Source organism: Thalassococcus sp. S3 (genome assembly GCF_004216475.1).
Classification (GTDB): Bacteria; Pseudomonadota; Alphaproteobacteria; order Rhodobacterales; family Rhodobacteraceae.
The window spans coordinates 569,537-590,678 of record NZ_CP022303.1; the positions used below are offsets into that span (position 1 = coordinate 569,537).

At 58.0% G+C, this 21,142-nt stretch carries 19 protein-coding genes, 2 pseudogenes and 1 riboswitch; of the genes and pseudogenes, 8 read left to right on the top strand and 13 right to left on the bottom strand.

The genetic code is table 11. The features are described from left to right. Positions 1–504: 504 nt before the first annotated feature. Positions 505–1,401, bottom strand: coding sequence for a LysR family transcriptional regulator (locus CFI11_RS02990; protein WP_130402918.1), 897 nt, complete (start codon positions 1,399–1,401; stop codon positions 505–507). A 300-nt stretch (positions 1,402–1,701) separates the two neighbouring features. Between CFI11_RS02990 and CFI11_RS02995 the strand changes: the two genes are divergently transcribed. From CFI11_RS02995 to CFI11_RS03035, 8 genes and pseudogenes are all read left to right on the top strand, one after another. Then, a complete protein-coding gene (locus tag CFI11_RS02995; protein WP_130402920.1) occupies positions 1,702–2,934 on the top strand; it encodes an ABC transporter substrate-binding protein in 1,233 nt (410 codons plus the stop codon). A 78-nt stretch (positions 2,935–3,012) separates the two neighbouring features. Beyond that, positions 3,013–3,915 (top strand): carbohydrate ABC transporter permease, encoded by a 903-nt coding sequence (locus CFI11_RS03000; RefSeq protein WP_130402922.1) that lies wholly within the window; start codon positions 3,013–3,015, stop codon positions 3,913–3,915. Further along, positions 3,915–4,763 (top strand): carbohydrate ABC transporter permease, encoded by an 849-nt coding sequence (locus CFI11_RS03005; RefSeq protein ID WP_130402924.1) that lies wholly within the window; start codon positions 3,915–3,917, stop codon positions 4,761–4,763. Before CFI11_RS03000 ends, CFI11_RS03005 begins: the two co-directional genes overlap by 1 nt. A 42-nt stretch (positions 4,764–4,805) precedes the next feature. Next, complete coding sequence (locus tag CFI11_RS03010; RefSeq protein ID WP_130402926.1) at positions 4,806–5,888, top strand: ABC transporter ATP-binding protein; 1,083 nt, start codon at positions 4,806–4,808, stop codon at positions 5,886–5,888. Positions 5,889–6,018: 130 nt separating this feature from the next. Further along, entirely contained in the window at positions 6,019–7,449 is a 1,431-nt protein-coding gene (locus CFI11_RS03015) for an alkaline phosphatase family protein (RefSeq protein ID WP_130402928.1), read from the top strand. Between the two features lie 269 nt (positions 7,450–7,718). After that, a pseudogene (locus CFI11_RS03020) lies at positions 7,719–8,873 on the top strand (IS3 family transposase). A gap of 101 nt (positions 8,874–8,974) precedes the next feature. Further along, positions 8,975–9,970 (top strand): annotated as a pseudogene (locus CFI11_RS03025) (DUF2169 domain-containing protein). Positions 9,971–9,975: 5 nt separating this feature from the next. After that, the gene (locus tag CFI11_RS03035; protein ID WP_130402934.1) at positions 9,976–10,344 is read left to right on the top strand and encodes a PAAR-like domain-containing protein; all 369 of its coding nucleotides are present in this window, start codon (positions 9,976–9,978) and stop codon (positions 10,342–10,344) included. 270 nt (positions 10,345–10,614) lie between these two features. Here the strand turns inward: CFI11_RS03035 and CFI11_RS03040 are convergent, their stop codons facing one another. From CFI11_RS03040 to CFI11_RS24890, 12 genes are all read right to left on the bottom strand, one after another. Further along, entirely contained in the window at positions 10,615–11,037 is a 423-nt protein-coding gene (locus CFI11_RS03040) for a hypothetical protein (RefSeq protein ID WP_130402936.1), read from the bottom strand. 66 nt (positions 11,038–11,103) lie between these two features. Further along, positions 11,104–12,105, bottom strand: a complete 1,002-nt coding sequence (locus CFI11_RS03045; protein WP_130402938.1) for a hypothetical protein — start codon at positions 12,103–12,105, stop codon at positions 11,104–11,106. Next, on the bottom strand, positions 12,098–12,760 hold the full coding sequence (locus CFI11_RS03050; RefSeq protein ID WP_130402940.1) for an adenosylcobinamide amidohydrolase: 663 nt from the start codon (positions 12,758–12,760) through the stop codon (positions 12,098–12,100). Before CFI11_RS03050 ends, CFI11_RS03045 begins: the two co-directional genes overlap by 8 nt. After that, positions 12,757–13,515, bottom strand: a complete 759-nt coding sequence (locus CFI11_RS03055) for an ABC transporter ATP-binding protein (RefSeq protein WP_130402942.1) — start codon at positions 13,513–13,515, stop codon at positions 12,757–12,759. The genes CFI11_RS03050 and CFI11_RS03055 overlap by 4 nt, the downstream gene beginning before the upstream one ends. Next, a complete protein-coding gene (locus CFI11_RS03060) occupies positions 13,512–14,495 on the bottom strand; it encodes an iron ABC transporter permease (protein WP_130402944.1) in 984 nt (327 codons plus the stop codon). The genes CFI11_RS03055 and CFI11_RS03060 overlap by 4 nt, the downstream gene beginning before the upstream one ends. Before the next feature lie 3 nt (positions 14,496–14,498). Beyond that, on the bottom strand, positions 14,499–15,332 hold the full coding sequence (locus CFI11_RS03065) for an ABC transporter substrate-binding protein (protein ID WP_254449007.1): 834 nt from the start codon (positions 15,330–15,332) through the stop codon (positions 14,499–14,501). Further along, positions 15,329–17,224: a TonB-dependent siderophore receptor gene (locus tag CFI11_RS03070; RefSeq protein ID WP_130402948.1), complete on the bottom strand. Its 1,896-nt coding sequence runs from the start codon at positions 17,222–17,224 to the stop codon at positions 15,329–15,331. The genes CFI11_RS03065 and CFI11_RS03070 overlap by 4 nt, the downstream gene beginning before the upstream one ends. A 129-nt stretch (positions 17,225–17,353) precedes the next feature. After that, positions 17,354–17,568: riboswitch (cobalamin riboswitch) on the bottom strand. A gap of 94 nt (positions 17,569–17,662) precedes the next feature. Beyond that, positions 17,663–17,986, bottom strand: coding sequence for a hypothetical protein (locus tag CFI11_RS03075; protein ID WP_130402950.1), 324 nt, complete (start codon positions 17,984–17,986; stop codon positions 17,663–17,665). Between the two features lie 10 nt (positions 17,987–17,996). Then, entirely contained in the window at positions 17,997–18,713 is a 717-nt protein-coding gene (locus CFI11_RS03080; RefSeq protein ID WP_130402952.1) for a hypothetical protein, read from the bottom strand. Between the two features lie 372 nt (positions 18,714–19,085). Beyond that, positions 19,086–19,550 (bottom strand): hypothetical protein, encoded by a 465-nt coding sequence (locus CFI11_RS03090; RefSeq protein WP_130402957.1) that lies wholly within the window; start codon positions 19,548–19,550, stop codon positions 19,086–19,088. A gap of 188 nt (positions 19,551–19,738) precedes the next feature. Beyond that, on the bottom strand, positions 19,739–19,918 hold the full coding sequence (locus CFI11_RS24465) for a hypothetical protein (RefSeq protein ID WP_217358747.1): 180 nt from the start codon (positions 19,916–19,918) through the stop codon (positions 19,739–19,741). An 807-nt stretch (positions 19,919–20,725) separates the two neighbouring features. Beyond that, entirely contained in the window at positions 20,726–21,133 is a 408-nt protein-coding gene (locus CFI11_RS24890) for a hypothetical protein (protein ID WP_371687466.1), read from the bottom strand. Between the last annotated feature and the right edge of the window lie 9 nt (positions 21,134–21,142).

The following is a 21,142-nucleotide window of genomic DNA, read 5'->3' on the forward strand; positions in this document are numbered from 1 at the left end:
GTCGAGTTTTGCGAAGTTTGCCCATGAAGGTTCTGCTGACAGTGGACCATCTATCTCAGCTTATCGGCAATCGTCTCCTTGAAAAGCCCGCAAAGCGGATATTTTCTGTAATGCCGCGACCGGTAGCTACGCCCGTAACTCGGCCATCTCGTTAGCACAAATAGGGCGGCGCAACCGACCCAAACCCGCCCTTGGACAGGCGGTCTGGATTCTGCTGTCGCAGCCCGCTTAGCGGTCATTCGCTGCTATTGCGAAACCTTGATTTCTGCGAATGGGACAAGCTCTGACGCAGCGGATTTTTTGCGGTTGCGGCAATTGTAGACGCAGAATGCCTTGGCTGAGACAACACGCCTTACATTTCGATGCTGCCGATTTTACTGAAGCAGACGTTCAACAGCGCCGGTTTAGCCTTCTCCAATACTGCGCTTTGCAAGGTTAGCGGTCCCAAATGACATGGCTGTTTGCTACAGCATATATAGGACTGCTTGATTTCCGTTTTCCGACCTAACTCACGCCGCCAGCGAGCCTGAAGAAGGCATCCAGCGTCTGCAGTCTTCGATCAACCGGGGCGAACACAACATTCGTACTTGTCGTTCTGGCGCCAGCCAGAAAGATCGGAACGACGTCGTCATTACCGCGAGAGCCGATACGCCAAACAAACCCGACCCCCAGACCATTGGCGACAGCCTCGTATACACCGTCTCGTTGATCCAGTGTCAGACAAGCTGTCGGCGTCATCCCCTGGTCGAGGAAGAAACGATTGACCACCTTTTGGGTGGAAGACCCCTCGGCCCGGAAGATCAGCCGTTCCTTCATCAAATCAGCCGCAGTCAGGGTTTGGTATCGAGCAATCTGGCTTTCCGGATGTGCAATGGCAACGACTTGAGCGGCCAGCAACTCGACACGTCGAAACCGACTGTCTTTTGGGGTTTCAGGCAGGACCCCGACGTCAACCGAATGATTCAAGACGGCGCGCATGATTGTTTGGAAGGAGCCAGTTGTGACGTTCAGCGAGACGTTTGGATAACGTTTGCTGAAGGCTGAAACCAAAGACATACCAGATCGACCGTTGCCCAAGCCCACTGAAAGGCAGCCGTTCTTCAAAGACCCGTTGCGGCTTAGCATCCGCTCAACGGCGGTTTTCTCAACCAGCATCCGTTCCGACGCATCACAGATCTGCTCGCACAACGGGGTTGGAACGAGTTTTCCGCTGTCACGGGTGAAAAGAGTGACCGAATAGCACTTTTCCATGCCGTGAACGTGTTGCGACACGCCTGGAGGGGTCAGCCCAAGTTGACGCGCCGCGCCCGCATAAGAGCCAGTCTCGGCGACAGCCGTTAAAGCCTGGAGTGATTGCAACGACAGCGACATGAAGGTCACGAAAACGATTCTTTGCTTCATGCAAAGTCTAGCTTTGCAACGTCACAAATTCATTACGGTCCGCGCATAGGTGGCGAGCAGAAGGTTGGGTGACGAGGGCGCGTTGGATTGTGACCATACGCCGAAAGTCTGTCTCGGGTTTCTTGTGTCCCGCCATCAGGGGGAAAGTCCAAAACGGCAATGCCTTCAGGTCGTCTTGCTTGCCACCATGAAGGGCAGGCTCGGGTTCAGACCGGCTGAAGGGGAAAGATCCACATAACCATCCGCCGTCAATGTGATGTCCTTTCCGACCATTTTTCGGGATCAGACTAGGAGATACAAATGCAGGTTACGAAAAAGTCAATCGGTCTCGCGCTAGCGGCTTCGTTTGTCGCAAGCTCAGCCATGGCCGAACAGCGCGAGCTGGTCATCAACATGGACCGTACGAGCGAGCTTGACCAAAAAGCGTCTCAGGATCTGATCGATGCTTTCGAAGCGGCCAACCCCGATATCAAGGTAAAATGGAACAACTTTGACCGCGAGGGCTACAAATCTGCGATCCGAAATTTCTTGATCGCAGATGCACCGGACATTGTTGTTTGGTTCCCGGGAAACCGCATGGCACCTTTTGTCGACGCGGGCCTCTTTGATCCAGTCGATGATGTTTGGGATGAAAACAATTTCCGCGAAGAGCTTGCGTCTTCCATTCCGACCACAACACGCGACGGGAAACTCTGGGGTGTCCCCTACCGCGTTGCCGGTTGGATGTTGTTCCGCAATGACGCGCTTTATGAAGAAGCAAGGATTGAGCCGACCGACAATTGGGAGGAGTTCCTGGCCAACTGCGAAACATTTGCCGCGATGGACGTCGATTGTGTGACCACCGGCACGCGGGACCTCTGGCCGGGGGCAGGCTTGTTTGACCTGATCAACATGCGCGTGAACGGCTATGAGTTCCATATGGATTTGGCCAATGGTGAGATCCCTTGGACCGATGACCGTGTGCGCGCGACGTTCACTGAGTGGGGCAAACTCGCGCCCTATATTACGCAAGACCATGCTGCGCTTGGCTGGGACGAAGCCGCGGCGCGCCTTTCGAGTGGGAAAGCCGCAAACTTCCTGATCGGTACGTTTGCGATCAAGACGTTCCGGTCTGGCGGGATGACGGACGACACGCTCGGGATGCAGGCATTTCCGATCATCAACCCGGATGTCCCAAGATCTGAAGAAGCCCCGATCAACACCTACCACATGCCATCGGGTGCCAAGAACAAAGAGGACGCGCGCAAGTTCCTCGCCTTTGTGGGAAAGGCGGAGCAACAAACGGCTTACAACCAGACAACGATCGGTATGCCAGTCAACAAAACCGCAACGCCCCCGGACGACAAGTTCCTCACAGAAGCGTTTGAGTTGCTGTCTTCGGCGCATGCTCTGTCGCAGTTTTTCGACCGTGACGCACCCGCTGAGATGGCGAAACCCGCGATGGAGGGGTTTCAGGAGTTCATGGCGAAACCGGAGCGCGTAGATGCAATCCTCGAACGCCTCGAAAGTGTTCGCGCGAAAGCCTACCGCTAGTCTTTCCCTCTTGACTAGGCAGCCGTGCGCAAAAGCCTGCGGCCGCCGTTTCTCACGTTCTCACAGAGACATGGTTCAATGACCTCCGGCGCCATAACACGCAGAAGAAAGCGTAAACGCTTTGACCCAACGCCCTGGCTGTTTCTGGCGCCGGCCATGATCTTTTTCCTTGTCTATGTGATCTTTCCCATCGGGCAGTCGATTGGCATCAGTTTTCTCGAGTGGGACGGGCTTGGGGAAAAGGAATGGGTGGGTCTTCGGAACTACCGGGATCTCCTCGACGATGCCGCGTTCTATGTGTCTCTCAAGAATAACCTGATCTGGCTGGTTCTGTACTTACTGGCGATACCGGCAGGTCTGTTTCTTGCGTTGTTTTTGAACCAAACCGTTACAGGCATCCGGCTCTACAAGTCCCTGTTCTTCTTCCCCTTTGTCATTAGCAACGTCGTGGTCGGCCTGATCTTTAGCTGGTTCTACGCACCGGATTTCGGATTCATGCCGAAGATCATTGGCTTCTTCACAGGCCAAGAGATTGCGGTGCTCGCCAATGAAACATTAGCGACCTACGGTATTATCGCAGCTGGTCTTTGGCCACAGATTGCCTACTGCATGATCCTGTATCTCACGGGTCTGAACAGCATTAACTCAGAACTCGTGGAGGCGGCGCGGCTGGATAATGCCAAAGGCTTCAAAATGCTATGGCATGTGATCTTGCCGCAGCTTCGGCCAGCCACTTTCATCGCGCTGGTCGTGACGGTCATTGGCGCGCTGCGCTCCTTTGATCTGGTCGCCATCATGACAGTCGGCGGCCCTTGGGGGTCGTCGCGCGTCTTATCCTATTTCATGTTTGAGCAGAGCCTTTCGGAATACGGTACATCCATGGGCTACGGCGCGGCGATTGCCGTTGTTCTGTTTGCCATCATGCTGGTCTTCATCACCGTGTTCATCGTTCGGATGATCATTCAGGAAAGAACAGCCTGATGTTCCCGATGCCGATAGAGAAAACTCAGCCATGGACCCGTTTTGCCTATCGGGTCTTCCTGCCCATTGTCCTCCTGTTGTGGCTGCTTCCGCTTTTGGGCGTGGCGCTCACGTCTCTAAAGCCTGCGGCGGATCTCGACTCCGGAAACTACTTCGGGCTTCCGTCCCGGGTCGCCTTTGAGAACTACTGGCTGGTTTTTACCAACAGCAATATCGGCCTGTACTTTTGGAACTCGATCAAGGTCACGGTTCCAACTGTGGTCTGTTCCATCTCACTGTCGCTGTTGGCAGGCTTTGCGCTGGCCACATACAGTTTCCGCAGCAACCTGATCATCTTCTTCATGTTCGTTGCTGGCAACTTCGTGCCCTTCCAAATCCTCGCGATCCCCGTCCGGGATCTGACCATCAACATTGGCCTCTATGACACGACGCTTGGGCTGGCCCTTTCTCACATCGCGTTCCAGACCGGCTTCTGCACGCTCTTCATGCGCAACTTTATCAAGGCCCTACCGGACGCGTTGATCGAATCCGCGCGTGTTGAGGGGGTCAGTGAGTGGAAGATTTTCTGGCACATCGTGGTGCCATTGGTGCGCCCCGCGATTGCGGCGCTTTCCGTGCTGGTCTTCACCTTCATTTGGAACGAGTACTTCTGGGCGACAATCATGTCCCAATCGGTGGACGTGCGTCCCGTGACCGCCGGGATCAACGAACTGAGCGGCGAGTGGAAGGCGCAATGGGAGCTGATCTCGGCAGCCTCTATTCTCACCGCTGCGCCGCCCGTCCTGATGTTCTTTTTGATGCAAAAGCACTTCATCGCCGGTCTCACCCTTGGAGCGACGAAGGGCTGATGGCGCGATCACAACTACACAAAAAGGCTGGGGAACGGATTGATGGCTGAGGTCAAGCTAAGCGGCATCCGAAAGAGCTTTGGACCGACCGAGGTCATCAAAGGTGTGGATCTCGACATACCACAAGGATCGTTCTGCGTGTTCGTGGGTCCATCCGGCTGCGGGAAATCCACGCTCTTGCGCATGATCGCAGGGCTGGAAGACATCACCGACGGTTCGCTTGAGATCGGCGGCCGTGAAATGATTGATGTCGCGCCAGCCAAGCGTGGTGTAGCCATGGTATTTCAATCCTATGCGCTCTATCCACACATGACTGTGGCCGATAACGTGACCTTTGGCCTGCGCATGGCCAATCACCCGAAAGAAGATACCCAAAAACGCTGCCATGAGGCGGCGCGCATGCTGAAGCTTGACGCATTGCTGGACCGCAAGCCGTCTCAGCTTTCTGGGGGCCAGCGCCAGCGCGTCGCAATCGGGCGCGCTATCGTGCGCAACCCGGAGGTGTTTCTCTTCGACGAACCGCTGTCAAATCTGGACGCGGCACTCCGCGTTGAAATGCGTGCAGAAATTACCCGGCTGCACGCGAACCTCGACGCCACGATGATCTATGTAACGCATGACCAGGTGGAAGCCATGACCATGGCCGACATGATCGTGGTGCTGGACAAGGGCATGATCGAGCAAGTTGGCTCCCCGTTGGACCTCTACCACGAGCCCAACACGCTCTTCGTTGCCAGATTCATGGGGTCGCCGCAGATGAACACGTTTGCTGTTGAGCTGTCCGATGCCGGGGGCGGCAACGTGTCCTGCGCGCTGCCGGGTGGGACTTCGATCCAGCTGGACGGGTCTTCGCTCAGAACTGGACAAGCCACATTTGGCATACGCCCGGAGCACCTGGATGTCGTCGCCGAAGGTGATCTGAACGGCCAAGCAGTGCTGTGCGAACGCCTCGGAGCGGAAACGATGCTGCACGTGGACATTGGCCTGTCGCATCCAATCATCGTAAAGGCCGACGGCTTGACGGACGTTGAAGAAGGCGATGGGGTCGGCCTCAAGCTCAATCCCAAAGCCTGCCACCTCTTTGGCCCGGATGACCGCCGGGTCAGATCAGGGTCCTTGCAATAGATGTGAGCCAGACCTCCAATGCGTCCCCTAAAACCAGGCTTCCAATGACAAGAGCCACACACACTCCCGGTTTCTGGACCGGCTGCGAAGTCCCCTCTCGCAATCGGCTGAGGGTCGGCGGAGCGGGATCATGACGGACGTGGATCGCGTGGTTGTCATCGTCTTCGATGGGCTGCGCCCCGACGTGATCGAAAATACGACGCCAAATCTGCATAGTTTTGCCCACGACGCGCTCTGGTTCACGGAGGCGCGCTCCGTCTTTCCATCGATGACTCGGGTGGCAACTACATCTTTTGCCACGGGGCATTGGCCCATGACCCATGGGATTGTGAACAATGCCTTTCACATCCCAGAGCTGGTACGGGGCAGCGCACTGAACACCGCGAGTTTCGAACACCTGTCCCGTCTCAAAGCCCGTGAGCCAGTCGTGACCTGCGAAAGCCTCGGTCACGCCCTGGCGGCGGCTGGCAAGCGGATGGAGGCGATCCATTGTGGTTCGGCTGGAGCTGCTTACCTAGTGAACCACGATGTCGCCGCCTTGCAGCAAGAGACATTTTCGATCCATGGAGAAGCGTCGACCCAAACGCCACAAACCGTCCGGAGGATCGTATCAGAATACGGTCCATTGCCCCCGCAAGACATCCCGAAACTGGCGTCGCTGGAATACGCAAACCGTGTCTTTGTAGGCTCGACCCTAACCGGGGATGTGCCAGACGTTGCGCTGCTTTGGCTGGTAGAGCCCGACACGACCTGGCACCATTTTGGCCTTGGCTCGCCCGAGGCGCATTCAGTGCTTCGAGCCGCAGACGAGGTGTTTGGCAACGTATTGGATGCGATCTCAAGGCTTCCGGGACGCACGACCCTAATTACCATGTCGGATCATGGCCAGATCACTACCGCTAGCGAGGTCGACATCACTGCGGCAATGCAGGCGGACGGACTACCTGCCAGCCATCTGCCGGGACCGGAGCATAGACTTGGGCTGACGCGAGGGTCTATGTCAGAAATCCGCAGCCTAAACGGCGATAGCGGGTTATGCGCTGCCGCCTGTGACTGGCTGATGAACCGTGACGATATTGGTTTGGTCTTTGCGCGTGATGATCTTGTCGAAAGCTTACCGGGAACGTTGCCGCAATCGCTGGTCATGCACGGCCATGATCGTGACGCAGAACTGTACTTCACAATGCGCGCCTCCGATGAGACGGACAAATGGGGGTTGCCTGGTCAGTGCGCTTTTATCTCCGATGTAGAGCTGGGCTGCGGAATTCATGGCGGGCTGAACCGCTACGAACTGACGACGACCTTGATAGTGAAAACTCCTGACGGGCGGCGTGGCAGGGACGCAAGCCCAGTGGGCCTCGTAGACATCGCACCAACAGTCGCTGAGTTGCTCGGGGTTCGCATGTCCGCTGCTGGCGCGCCGCTACCGCTCTTTGAACCCCGCGCGGCACTGCACAAGGTCGAAGTCGCAAGTACAAGCCATGCAGGCTATTCACAGGAGCTCCGCCTCAATTTGATCGACGGTCGCGCTTACATCGATCATGGCAACAGACTGACCTAACCGAGCACTTTCAATCAAAACAAGAGGTTGTTGTGGTAACGTGATCGACTTCAACGAAAGCTGGCCCTATCTAAATCGACCAAAAAATGAAGCTGCTTCTGTGGAGCCACCTATGGTTACAGAAGAGGACGGCCCATTGCTGCCATTCACTTAGCAAGTTGAGTGCTGCGCTGCGGCCCGTCATACCGGACTTTCGCTTCTCTGCCGAAACCTGGTCTTCGCCGACTTAAGTTGTCCTCGGCTATGTTTAGGAAAACGGGAGGAAACACATGACCAACAAGCGACCCAAACCGGAAGAGATTGTCACGAAGCTACCGCAGGTTGAGGTTCTGACGGGGCAAGGCATGCCACGTCTGGATGCGATCCGTCAGATTGGTGTGACTGAACAGACGTATTACCGCTGGAGTGCAGGCGGATAGAGAAAAGCGTCCAGTGGACGGTTTTCCCGCCAAACAAGTAGGGTGGGATGGGCACGGACCAACTGAAGGAACTGAAGCGTCTGCAGAAAGAGAACGAGCGGTTGGAGAAAGGCCGTATCAGACTTGACTTTGGACAAGCTCATCTTGGCGGAGGCGGCCAAGGGAAACCTCTAATCCCCGCTCGCCGCCGCGCGTGCATTGATCGTGTTCGAACTGAACTGAACGTCTCAGAACGCCGTGCCTGCCGTGTCCTGAGACAGCACCGCTCCACGCAACGCAAAACTCCTGTGGGACGTACTGATGAAGAGCACCTTGTGGCGGATATGATCGAATTGGCCCGGCAGTATGGTTGATATGGCTATCGTAGGATCGCGGCACTGCTGAGAGATGCTGGCTGGCATGTGAACGACAAGCGGGTCGAAAGGCTGTGGCGGCGAGAGGGGCTGAAAGTACCATCGAGGCAACCAAAGAAAGGACGGCTCTTGCCTTCGGTTAAGACCGGAGCGTCGCAACCACGTCTGGAGCTACGACTTTGTGCATTGCCGCACTGACGATGGAAAAGCCTTCCGGGCATTGAACATTATCGACGCATACAGCCGGGCATGTCTGGCCATTCGCGTGGACCGCAAGCTCAACTCTGGCAATGTCCTCGATGTCCTCAGTGGCCTGTTCATTCTGCGCGGCGTGCCATCGTTCATTCGTTCGGATAACGGCCCAGAGTTCGTCGCTCAGGCTGTACAGGACTGGATCAAAGCGGTTGGAGCTAGGACCGCATACATCGAACCAGGCAGCCCCTGGGAGAACGGATACTGCGAGAGCTTCAATGCCAGGTTCCGCGACGAGTTCTTGAACGGCGAAATCTTCTTTAGCCTGCGCAAAGCCCAAATCCTGATCGAAGGATGGAGAAAACACTACAATACGATACGCCCTCATAGTGCTCTGGGCCACCGACCGCCGGCCCCGGAAACCATCGTCCACATGGACCCAAGGCCGGTCATACACTAACAATCAAATTGGACCAATCAGGTGGGGCTGATCACCTACTCGACCTGTTGCATAGATGCTGGCGCCAACTCTTTGAAAGGCCAGAAAAACAAATCCTTACCATGCATCTGTCGACCATTTCCCCTCTTGCTCATCTGTTCTTTCGCCACTGGACCGCGGAGGATGCGGAGAAGGGCGTTGTGGTGGCCAAGGCGCGGTTTGAGCAGTCCAAAGAGGGCTTGTTCTACAACGAACCCGAAGCGCCGGACTTGATCCTTTCGGACATCTTTGTCGGCGATCCGGCGACGACGCCGCTGGTGGCCGAGCAGGACATCGCCCCGGCCAAGACCCGCACGGACGTCAGCCTTCGCGCCACGGCGCATGCGCCCGGCGGCGCGGCGCTGACGGATTGGCCGGTCGGAGTGTCGATCTCATCCAGCGATAGGGCTGAGCTTTTGACCTGGGGCTTACAGGTCCGCGGACCGACCATGTGGCAGCGCAATCGACGGGGCTGGAAGACGCAATCGCCGACACCCGTCGATCACGTTCCGCTGGATTACGCGCGGGTCGATGGTGGCAAGCTCGTCGATGCAAAGGGCGCCTTGTCGGATTTCCATGCCGAAAACCCCGCAGGCATCGGCTTTGCCACACCCGCGACGCTCAACGGTGTGAAAGAGTGGCGCGTTCCGCAGATCGGCGAGTTGAGGGAATTGATGATCGGCGGCGATCCGACCGTGCCGCTCTCGGACTGTGGCTTCGGGCCCATCGCCAACACCTGGGCCCCACGTCGCGCCCTTGCGGGAACCTTTGACGATCACTGACAACGCACACGCCACCCCAGGATGCCCCAGGACTACGATTTTGGCTTCTGGAACGCCGCGCCCAGCGCATTGCAGGTCAGGCCGTACCTGCGCGAGAACGAGGTGCTGCGGCTGAGCGGAGATGCGACCGCCGAAAAGGCCATGATGCTCGACACCGTCATGCTGGATATCACGGGAACGCCCGTTCTCGACCTGACGTGGCGTGCGGCAATCGCCGATCCCGAGACCTATGCGGCCGCCGAGATCGGCGCTCACACCCTGACCCCAGCCCCCGCACCGCAACAGATAGGAGCGTGACCGCCATGGAAAAATCCGCCGCCCGCCATTCCGGCAAGGAGGCGACGATCGTCTGCCTCTCTCCCGAAGTGTGCAACACGGCTGTCGGGTCTTCGGTGACGCCAATCCCTTACATGATCATCTCCAAGCTCGACTGGTCGCAGTCGACCGTCACCTCGACGATCTTCACGGGTACGGAGGCCTTCACCATGGCCTCGCGCACGAACAAGGTCGTCGACGACGAGGTCGGCACGAAGGGCGGTGTCGTCCGGCGTCAACCTTGGCTGGTGTCGCCCGAAATCCAACAAGACGAGCGTCTTTGTAGAGGGCCGCGAACTGATCCAGAACGACAACCTCTACGAGATGAACTGCGCAGGGCCGGACGGACCGGGTAATACAATGGGACGGTTGGTCTACTACGAATAGGGATCAGGTGGGGCGTGCGACATTCGCGAACAGCTGCGTCGCTGAGAAGGATGAACACATCAACTTTTGGGCCAGGCTCTTGCCTAGATCAGTGTTTGAGGGAACACGGGGAATAGCCTCCCATAGCCACGGCAAAGCGCCGTCGGGCAAAACCACCCAGCCCCTCCTTTTACGTTGATCTGAAGGGATAACATCGCTCCCACAGACGGTTTAGTGGCGCATCGCTACCAACGTGTTCGTCATCCGAGCAGTTCGATATCCGTGCGGGACAAAACAACGACTCCTGCTTCACAGATGGACGCCGTCAGGTCCGCCCCCGAACATGTCGTAACCCCATTGATCAAAATGCTGCCAAGTGCATCGCAGTCCTGTTGTGGGATGACAAACTGCCGGACACGGGGGCGCCCTGCCGGGATTGACCCAAAGTCAAACAACGTAAGAAGGACCACCGCCCCTTCTGTATCGAACAGAACGGCTTCGAACACGATCTTTTCGACGTCTTCTTTATGCTCGTTTGTCGTCAGAAATGTTGCCTGACAGCCAGTCTCCACCGGTTCGATCGTGTTGAGTTCAACCGTGATTTGCGCATTGCTGTTCGTGTCTTCCGCCGCAGCGCCGATGGCGCTGGTCAGAAGGTACGCGATGATCGCAGCAATTTTCATAGTTGCTCCCCTCTCGTGTCGACGGACATTGCCGCGTTTTCTTGGGGCTTTGCCCGGTTGAGCGCGTCAATGCCCAGGGTTGTCGTCTTCGGTTTCGTGAGTACTGCGGTCAAATCGTTCAGCCCACGCGCGCACAAGTGATGCATCGCCGTTTTCGCGCCGCCACTGCCGGATGGCGTTGCGCAATGCGGCACGGCCAAGACGTGTGTCAGGCTCGCGATGGCTTTCTGCGTTTTCGCCGGCCCGAAGTGCGGCCCAGGCGGCGTCCTTCGCGGTGTTATATTCCGCTATACCCCAGAGCCTGAGCAGATCCTGAAACGCGGCGAAAGCCTCTGCATCAAAATCCTTGTCGGCCCCCATTCGGTCGAACACGGGACTGCCGGGATGAAAGGACGCACATGGCACCCACCCCTCGGGGATCGGGGCATTTGCGGAATGCGTGCGTTCTGCGCGCAAAAGTTTGGGCAGCACATGGGTATGCGGTCCTTCGGGGGATTTGCCGCCCGTGTCAGGCCCGCCGATCAACTGGTAAACCTCAACACGGCCGACCCGGGTCAGAGCCACGCGATGAGGATGTGTAGCGAGGATCGCGCCCATTGCGGGATTGCCTTTTTCAAACAGAGATTTGCCTTCGGCCTCTCTAAGAACGGAAAGCAACTTAGGGTCAGAGGTGCGAATGCAGAAATCGACCTGCGGCTGGGCGAGCCCCATATCAAATAGGACCGCGCCTTGATCCTCTGGCCGGAGCGCTTTGGTATCGGGCCCCAATTCGGTCAGATTGTCACGACGGCTCATCAAGGCCGCGTCTTCGGGCAAGCAAAGTGCCACGGCCTGAGACCAACGATGCGGCTTAGGGCTCAGCGTCTCAAAGGCGACCGGGCGCACATCGGTAAGCGTGTCCAGCCGGATGCCACCCCGCGCGGTGATCCGGGATAGATCGCCGGTAACCGTCGGAGGTGGATCACCAGCCACATGATGAAATTCGGCTATGGCACCGAAGCTGCCCATGTTCCAACCGGTTTCAGGATCATCGAGGCGACCTCGTGCGACTTGAAAAAGATCAAGCATCTTCACTTACCTCCTGTTCTGCTTTCCAGTCCGCTGCGCCGGCAGAGACCGCGTCATAAACGGCACGGCCCAGAGCTTCCCCGATTTCAGTGTGCAGTCCAGCATAGGCGGCTTCACCGGGCGGCACCGCAACCGCAACGCAATCTGTTCCTGTCCCTGTTGCTTGCCCTGAAACAAGGGGGACGTTCGCATCAAGGATAGCTGCTGTGCGTGCCTGAACAACGATGCTCATCGCTTCGATGAGCCCCGCCTCGGTCAGACCGGTATCCAGTTGAGCCGCGATATTTATTGTCCCATAGGCGAATGGGTGCGGTGGCTGACGGTGACCCACACGCTCAGCATTCGACAGGCCAACCGTTGCGACCGCGAAAGCATTGGCCGACCCTATTTGAGCCCCGGCGCAATGAAAGCGATCGATCGCGCGGGAGGTCAAGAAAGCCACGCTTTCCTCTTCGCCTCGTGCGCTCAGTTCCCGGTTGAGCCATTCATGCACGTCCAACTCTTCGGGCAGGTTTGCGTTGCGCACCTCTCTCCACACGATCCGGTTTGCGGTGACGATTCCGGGGCGGTTGAGTGTCCAACTGAGCACCCGAACCCGACTGCCTAGATCGAAACTCAGCCATGGTCGGTCCAGATGAACACGCTCCGGGGTCACGCGATAACCTCCAACGCCTGGAAAACCGGGCCTTCTTCTGTGTCACGGTAGAAGGCGCGAATGCCGAAGACCTGCGCCATCCGGTCGAGCGTGAGGACGTCAGCCGGGGTTCCGTCAGCGACAATCGTGCCCTCTGAGAGCAGGATCAGCCGCGTGCAGTGCCGCGCCGCAAGCCCGAGATCATGAAGAGAGACGATCACGCTGCGCCCTGACTGCGCCAAACCGGCAAAGGTCCGCATGGTCGAGATCTGATGTGCGGGATCCAGCCCTGCGACCGGTTCATCGGCAACGATCAGCGGTGTATCTTGCGCAAGTGCCCGGGCAATGAGAACGCGCGCCTGCTCCCCTCCGGACAGGCGTGTGGCCGTGCGGGACCGAAGACTGTTCAGGTCCATCGCGGCAAGTGCCGCATCAACCAGCGCATGATCTTGGCTGGTCGGACGTTGGCCGCTGGCCAAATGCGGCAGGCGCCCCAACATGACGAGTGTTTCGACTGTAACCGGCCACGCGATTTCACGCGCTTGTGGCATCCATGCGGCCTGCTGCGCGCGCTCTGCCGGTTTCAACTCTGCGATGCTGCTTTGCCCTTGATGCGGGATCAGCCCCAGGGCCGCCCGCATCAGCGTCGTCTTGCCCACACCGTTGGGGCCTAAAAGACCGATGCATTCTCCGCGATCCACGTTGAACGATACATGTCGCAGAACATCGCGATCACGCAGAGAGACGGACAGGCTGTCTATGGACAGCAAAGTCATGGCAATTGCCTCCGCGTCTTGTAGATCAAGTGCAAAAACAACGGTGCTCCGATCAGCGCCGTGACCACCCCGAGTTTCAGATCGCGCTCCGGCAGGATCAGACGCACGGCGATATCAGCGGCAAGCACCATGATGGCCCCGCCAAGGGCAGAGGCCCAAAGCAGTTTGGATGGCTGTGCACACACCAAAGGGCGCAGGATATGGGGCACCACCAAACCGACAAATCCGATGGCACCGGCGACCGCTGTTGCCGCGCCGACAACCGAAGCGGTGCCCAGGATCAGCTTGAGGCGCAATCGCGCAAGGCTGATGCCCATGGCCCCTGCTGCGTCTTCACCGAGCGTGAGCGCATCAAGCCCACGGCCAAGCGTCGCAAGCGTCACCCATCCCACCGCCATGAAAGGCAGCGCGATCCAGACATGGGTCATGGACCGGTCAGCCAGAGATCCCATCATCCAGAACACGATCTCATTGGCCGCAAAGGGATTTGGCGACAGGTTCAACACGAGCGAGGTGAGCGCCGCCGCGAGAGCGGAAATGGCGATGCCGGCAAGGATCAGCGTCAGTGAAGAGCCGCGCGGGCCGGCCAGCACCACAACAAGAACAACCCCCAAAAGTGCGCCGCCCAGAGCCATGGCCGGCAAACCCAAGGCCCAGCTTGCCGCGAGGCCTGTCTGGATTGCGATCACAGCGCCCAAAGCCGCTGAGCCCGACACCCCGATGAGCCCCGGTTCGGCCAAAGGATTGCGCAGATAACCCTGCATGGCCGCACCGGCAAGACCCAGACTTGCGCCAACCATAATGGCCAAAATCGCCCTGGGCAGACGGATTTCCCTCATCACAAGCGTCAATGGCCCCGCATCACCTGCAATCAGCGCGTCCAGGCTTTCCATCATACCGATCTGGGCGGGTCCGAGGGTCAGAGCGGCACAAAATAACGCCATAACACCTGCGATGAGTGCGATGGCCAAACGTGCCATCGGTCAGTCTGCCAACAGATCTTTGCGGACCGTGCTCAGGTCTTCGATGGCGCTTAACACAAATGGGGTGCCGCATACCCAGTCCCGATCCGTGATCGCGCCGCTTGCACGGCCTTCGCGCAGCGTTTGCACGACCGGATGGTCAAGAATGTCTTCGGCGCGTGAGGCGCCGGGATATCGGTGACCGGTGATCACCGCTTCCGGGTCCAGCATCGCCAAAACCTCCAACGGTAAAACCCCACCCGACGAATAGCCGGCTGCTGCCGCGGCGTTCTCGAAACCCGCTGCGATCAGGATCTGTCCAGCCAGGGTTCTATCGCCCGATGTGTATCCGTTGGCATAGTAAAGCGCTGCACTCGGGCGATGCCCGACCGCTGCTCGCAATACGTCAAGACGCTGATCAAGGTCCTCGATCAAAGACCGCGCAGTGTCCTCTTGGCCTAGCACTTCGCCCATTTGTTGCAGTCTCTCTCGCACGTCGTCGAGCCCATAGGCTGGCTCGAACACCGCGACTGGCATCCCCAGCCGCTTGAGCATCTCGACCGTTGCTCGTGTGGAAAAGCTGCCTGCAATGACCAGATCGGGCTCCATCAGATAGATCTCTTCGGCCAGCCCGTGATTAATCACCAACTCTTCGGCCTCCGTAGCCATCGCCGAGATGCGTGGATCAGCAGAAAGATGAGACACAGAATAGAGCTGTCCCGGAGCGGCAACCAGCATGGCGATCTGATCCGTACACAGGTTCATCGAGACCACCCTTTCAGGCGGTGCAGCGCCCACGGGGCTTTGTGCCCCGGCCAGCAGCAGGGCCAGCAAGGACAGATGCCGCAGGTTCACCATTCGGCGCGCACACCGACAAAGGCTGTTCGCGATGGTGCGTTGTAGCCAAAAACCTCTTGATAGTCTCGATCAAAGAGGTTGTTTACGCGACCGTAAAGTTCGACCCGGTCGTTGATGTCGTAGGTCAGAGCCAGATTAACCGTTGTGAAGCTGTCCCCTTCAACCACTTTATTGGCAATCTGATCGGTGATGAAGTTTCCGTCCACGTGACGTAGGTCAACGGATGCAGTCCCGCGATTGTTCAGGTAATGTGCAGTCAGATTGAGGTTCACCTCATGCTCCGGGCGACGCACCAGCTTGGTCCCGGTTGCCGACTCTCCGTTGATGTAGGCATATCCAAACCCGATATCGAGCCAATCTGTTGCGGCGTAATGCGCACTTAGCTCCAGACCGTTGGCCGAGCTTGTCCCTGCCAGATTGACGGCGGTCGAACCGTTGCCCTGGATCAGGTTGTCGATGTCCTGATGGAAGAGCGTCACCCCCAGATCGCCACGCCCGTTGGCAAACCCAAAGTCCGCCCCGACCTCCAAAGACCGGGTCTCTTCGGGCTGAAGATTTGGGTTACCGATAAAGCCGCCCGGCGTCTGACCGAACTGTTCGAACATCGTCGGCAAAATCACCGCCGTTCCCGCAGAACCGCGCAGACGAATATCCGAACCCGGTAGCGTATATGCGCCACTGATGTTCCAGGACGTCGTGCTGTCAAAGCGGCTGTGGTCGTCGTGGCGCAACCCAACCTGCAGATCGAAGCCACTTGCGAAAGACCCCTGATATTCAGCGGCCACGCTGTTTGTTGAACGCTCTTCAAAGACGCCGCCGGCGAAGCTGTTGGTGAAGGTCTCCGTTTCACGCTCAAGCACAAAATTCAGCTTATGATCGGCCGCTGCCGCAGACCCTCCAATCAGGGCATAGCTGCCCCTCAGCTTGAAACCGTCTCGTTCTGTTTCTGTTGTATAGGGGCCAAATGAACTCAGAAATGTCTGGTCGAACGTGCCCGTCGTTGCCTCCAGCCTCGTGTCGAGCCGACTGTCGAAGAAACTCAATTCAGACCAAAGGCCAACGATCGTCTCTTCACGCTGGCTGGTCGAATTACCATCGATGATGTAATCGTCCCGGCCCGTGCCCGTACCACCAAAATCGGGATCGTTGGTGTCGTCAAATCCGTAGTCCTGTTCGAACCTCCGATATGTCAAACCGACACGCGCTGTTTCGGTCAGCGCGTAATCAACACCGAAATTGAGAACCGTTCGATTGTTGAACTCGGTATCCCCGCCTGAACGCGACAGATCCTCGCCATCGGTGATATGGCGCGAATAGGAGAAGGAGACACCCCCTCGTTCGGTACGATGCTGAATGGAGGCCGAAATCGCTTGACTGTCAAAGTTGCCGACCTCGCTCGAAACCTGGGCCGTGGTGCCGCTTGTTCCCTTCTTTGTTGTGATCGAGATGACCCCGCCCGAAGCGTTCGAGCCATAGATCGCAGATTGTGGACCGCGCAGCACCTCGATGCTCTCCACATCCTCAAGAGGGAGACCTGAAAAGACATAGTCCCCGTTCGACGGGCTGTTGATCTCAATACCGTCCACGAGAACCAGAACGTGGTTGGTCTCGCTGCCGCGAATTCGAACTTGCGTGAGGCTGCTGCCGGTTGAGGTCACTGAAACACCGGGCAATGTGCGCAGAGCATCTTCGATTGTGGCTATGCCGCGGGTTTCGAAATCATCGGAAGTGAGGACGGACACAGATCGCCCATAGGCGTCCGCTTCGACAGGTGTCAGACCGCCGGACAGAATAAGCGTGCCGAGATCGACAGGCTCCTCCTGTGCCAGCGCGGAGTTCGCGATGAGCACTGCGGTGGTCGCCATCAGGTTGCAATAGGTTCGTTTCATGTTTCATTCCCCAAAGTCGGCCAGTCGACCGGATGGTTGGCGTGTGTCTTTGGTGGAATGCCCCTCCGCAGACGATGAAGATATGTCATCGCTACGGATTGCCCGTCGCCCATGGCGCGCCCCGCGCCCGGACAGGATGAGCACTTCGGCAGGTCTCCTGGCTCACGGGTCGCAGCTTCGCCGGGCCTTCCCAAGACACCCGCAGGTGCCTCAGTGGCAATTCCGGCTTCGCTCACCGCTCACAGTTGCGGGGGCAGCCACAGATTTGATCGGGTGGATCGTACTGTGTTCCCTTTTCATCTGACGGACAGAAGCCAATCAGAACCGAAGCACCTTGTTGTCCGTGGGCGGGGGGGAATTGTCAAACTATTATGCCAGGTCAAAGCACTCAACTGGACCTTGTCGCGACATCTGTCTTCACGAAGGCAGGGCAGGCCTCTAATAAGCATCCGTCACACCAAGCTCCACGGGCCCGTCGAAGGGCGCCGCCGCCCCCAGAGCACAAGCGGTCTGGCGCAAACTCAGATCGCTTTCCGACTTTGCCCGCGCCATGTCGTGCTCCGCCTCCGAAGCGGGGGTCACAGGATCCCCCGCGAGCCTGTCCGCCAGGATGAGCTTCGGCGCCTCGGGCGACACGTAAAACCAGCTATCCTCGTACGGCGAGAACCGCACATTCGCCACCACCACACCCACCTCGTCGTCATCTAGCGACCAGTGCGGAAGATAGAGGGGCGAAAGAGGACGCGAGGTGGCAAGACGCACTGGGAATGCTCTATCCGCGCGGGTTATGGAAGGTGAACGCGCAGGGGTCGAAGGTGTGATACATGACAGCACCGACACCGAGGGGTGCAATCCCCATGAATTCTGTTTTCATCTGATCGAAGCGTGTCCAAGCGCTCGGCAGATCCCAACACGACAGCTCCAACGGGACCGCGCGGTGCGGGTTCATTTCGCCGGTGATCAAAAAAGTAACGACACCCCGAACAAACTCATCTGCCGTTCCACAATTGCGTTTTATCGCATCGAGGGCTGTGACGACGGGGAAATTGCCAACATTCGATATGTCCGGGAACGCAGGTGTTCGGGTCTCGTAGACCTCATCCAATCCGTGCCCCAGCGCGTTGCGACCCTCTTCGATCGCGTCGATCCGATCCTGAATTTCAGTTGCACGGTGCTGGTCAGCTTGCGAAGACAGCGTGTTACTGTCCAATTCCAGCCAAAGGTCGGCAAGTTCGGCATCGGTCTCGTTGGCGTATTCCGCATTCAACTTGGTCAGAGTTTCGGCCCGCGCATCCGCCCTCTGCGCAAGCAGGTCTTGCGTCTCGGAGCGTCCTCGTAGCCTGACCTGTGCTTCCGCCAGTGTATTTCGTCCAACCGACCAGAGCTTTGGCAGGGGCGCATATGCTTCGGCAAAGAACCCCATCCCGGTATCGCCCGGGCTTATGCCCGGCGTCACAGCGGTATCGTCGCGCGCAGGGCTAAGACGCATCGTTGGGTTGCCTGGGATCCCGTTCGCCCAACAAATGAACGGCTCGACCAGCGGAAGTTTGCTTTGCTGGATTTGCAGCGTGTTCAGGATTTCATCCTCGACCGAGAAGTTCCTTGTGTTCGAGTTCTGACCAAGTTTAGCCCGCCGGCTTAGGTATCGACCAACCGTTTCCGGGTGCACGCCGGCCGCGTTTTATGTCACACAGGATATGTCACAGTCGGGGCCGTAGAATGCGCCTGAAATCCCAGCCGTTGCGGCCAGGCCACCTCCCAACGAGTGACCCGTCATAATTATCTTGCCGTTCCAGTCAGCCAGCGCTTCTGCCGCGCGGTTGCGCCCTTGCTCGGCGGCTCTCCGATGTTGCTCCGTTGGCTAACCCATACCCTGCGTTATGTTCGTACCGCAGTCGCCGTCATCCTCAAACCGGGCCGTCAGGGTCAGCGAATACGTCACCGTGATCGTCTCGGTCAGGGATCCAATCCCGCCAAGCGTCACCGTGGGCCGCGTTACCACAATCGGAATTGACCCGTCGAGCCGCGCAAGCGTCCGGACGTTGTCCAGGTCGTTCACATAGGCCATCGCTACATCATGCGGTGCGCCAAGCCCGGCTCCATGGGAAATGACGATACTGCCGCCGTGGTGGCCTTCCTTCAAAGACAAGGCGACGCTGATGAGCAAACTGTTGAGACTGGAATCCGCGACTGTGCTGGTGAAATTCAAATCAAAGTTTATGACCACACCCAGCCTGGCAAAATCCGATGGATTGGGTTCACTGCGGCGAATGGCCAGAACAGGGGGGGCATTAGCCGGGGCTATCGGGCGGCAATTTCGGCCCATGGAACTGTGAATAGAATGCGTTTCCCGGATCTTCGAACACTTCGGGCGCTTGCCAGGTCTCGGGGACTGCATCATACCAACTGCTGCAGGATGAATGCTCTCACGGGAGCGCAGATAGACGTAGTAGTTTGTGGCCCCCGCCTTGCGCAGGCACGGCCTGGTCCTGAGGTCGGATCGAACTTTTGTGTTCACGGTCGGTCATCTTGACGCTCGACACAGTCGTTCAGGTCGCGCACAGCGGCCTCGCGCTCGGCCAGCTTGTAGCCATCCGGCAGGGCCAAGCTGGTCTGAAGGATATAGCGCAGCATTGCGATTTCTTCCGTACCCATCATCGTCTGGCCCGCTGTGATCACGTCGATGGTTGTCATTGATCAGCGCTACCATTTTCTCGGGTGCATCCGTCATGTACCCATTGTCAAAGAACCACTGAACAAACGCCATGGTCTCGACAGTGCCCCCAAGCATCCGGGGAAACCCATAGCGATTATCACCTAGCGGCGGGCGCGATGGGTTCAGTCCGCGTACCTCGATCCGCGGGTCGGCACCCTGTGACAGCAAATACTTCACGCCCTCGAAATTCCCGTTTGATGCAGCCCGGTTGATCATCGGAAATGGATCGCTTGGCGTTGGATAATCAACCCACCCACTTTGTGCCACGTATAGCTCTAGAAACTGCACAGACGTCGACCAATCCGGCCCGCCTCCCAACTCAGGATAGGTGGTCGGCCGTGCAGTCTTTGCAAACTGCGCCCCTGCGACGTTTGGGTCCGCCCCGGCCTCCAGCAGTGTCCGGACGCCTTCGAGGTTTCTGCGTAATAGGGCTACGCTCAGCAAGCTGCGGTGCCATTTATAGCCCGATGGTTTATAGCCCGATGGTCGCGGCTCAACGCCGAACTTGATATCTATCTGCGAAACAGCCACCGCCAGCACCCCAGGATCTGGCGTTTTGCCGTCCATCATGTTGAACCAGACCTCAATGTATTCTTCAGTTGCGCCCTGCGCGCGCAACGGGGCGACGTAGTCCTCTTGAAAACGGGGAATTTGGTAACCAAGACTGGACATCAGGCTTGTATCCGATCTGTCGTCGTTGCTGCCATCATCTGTATTGCTGCCAAATCCTTCGATAACGAGCACGAGGCTCATGAGAGCGACGCTTATCAGGACCCATGCGCGCGTCAGTTGATCTTTACCGTGTCTGCAAGCAGCGTAGTCAGGGCATCCATCGTGACGGTCGTCCTCTTACCGTTCAAAGTGATGGTGCCGTTGGCCTCCATCACCATGCTCGCTGCTCCGCAACGCAGGCTTAGGCTGTCGCCTGCGTCGATCAGCACGGTCTTGTCCACGACCGTCCGCATGTGGCCACGCACGTCAACAACCTTGTTTTTGCGTACCAACTCTCTGGCATCGCGCCCGACGGTCCGGCTGGCATCCTGATCAACGGTCACATACAGGCCTCCGGTACCGCGCGGGCTGACGCCTTTCTCGCCAAACGCGCTCCCAAAGCCGGTGATACCGGCGACATTTTCGGGCGGGACATCCGGCGCGATGCCGCCACGCTGTCCCGGCCCGACGCGAAGCTGCATATCGCCCCC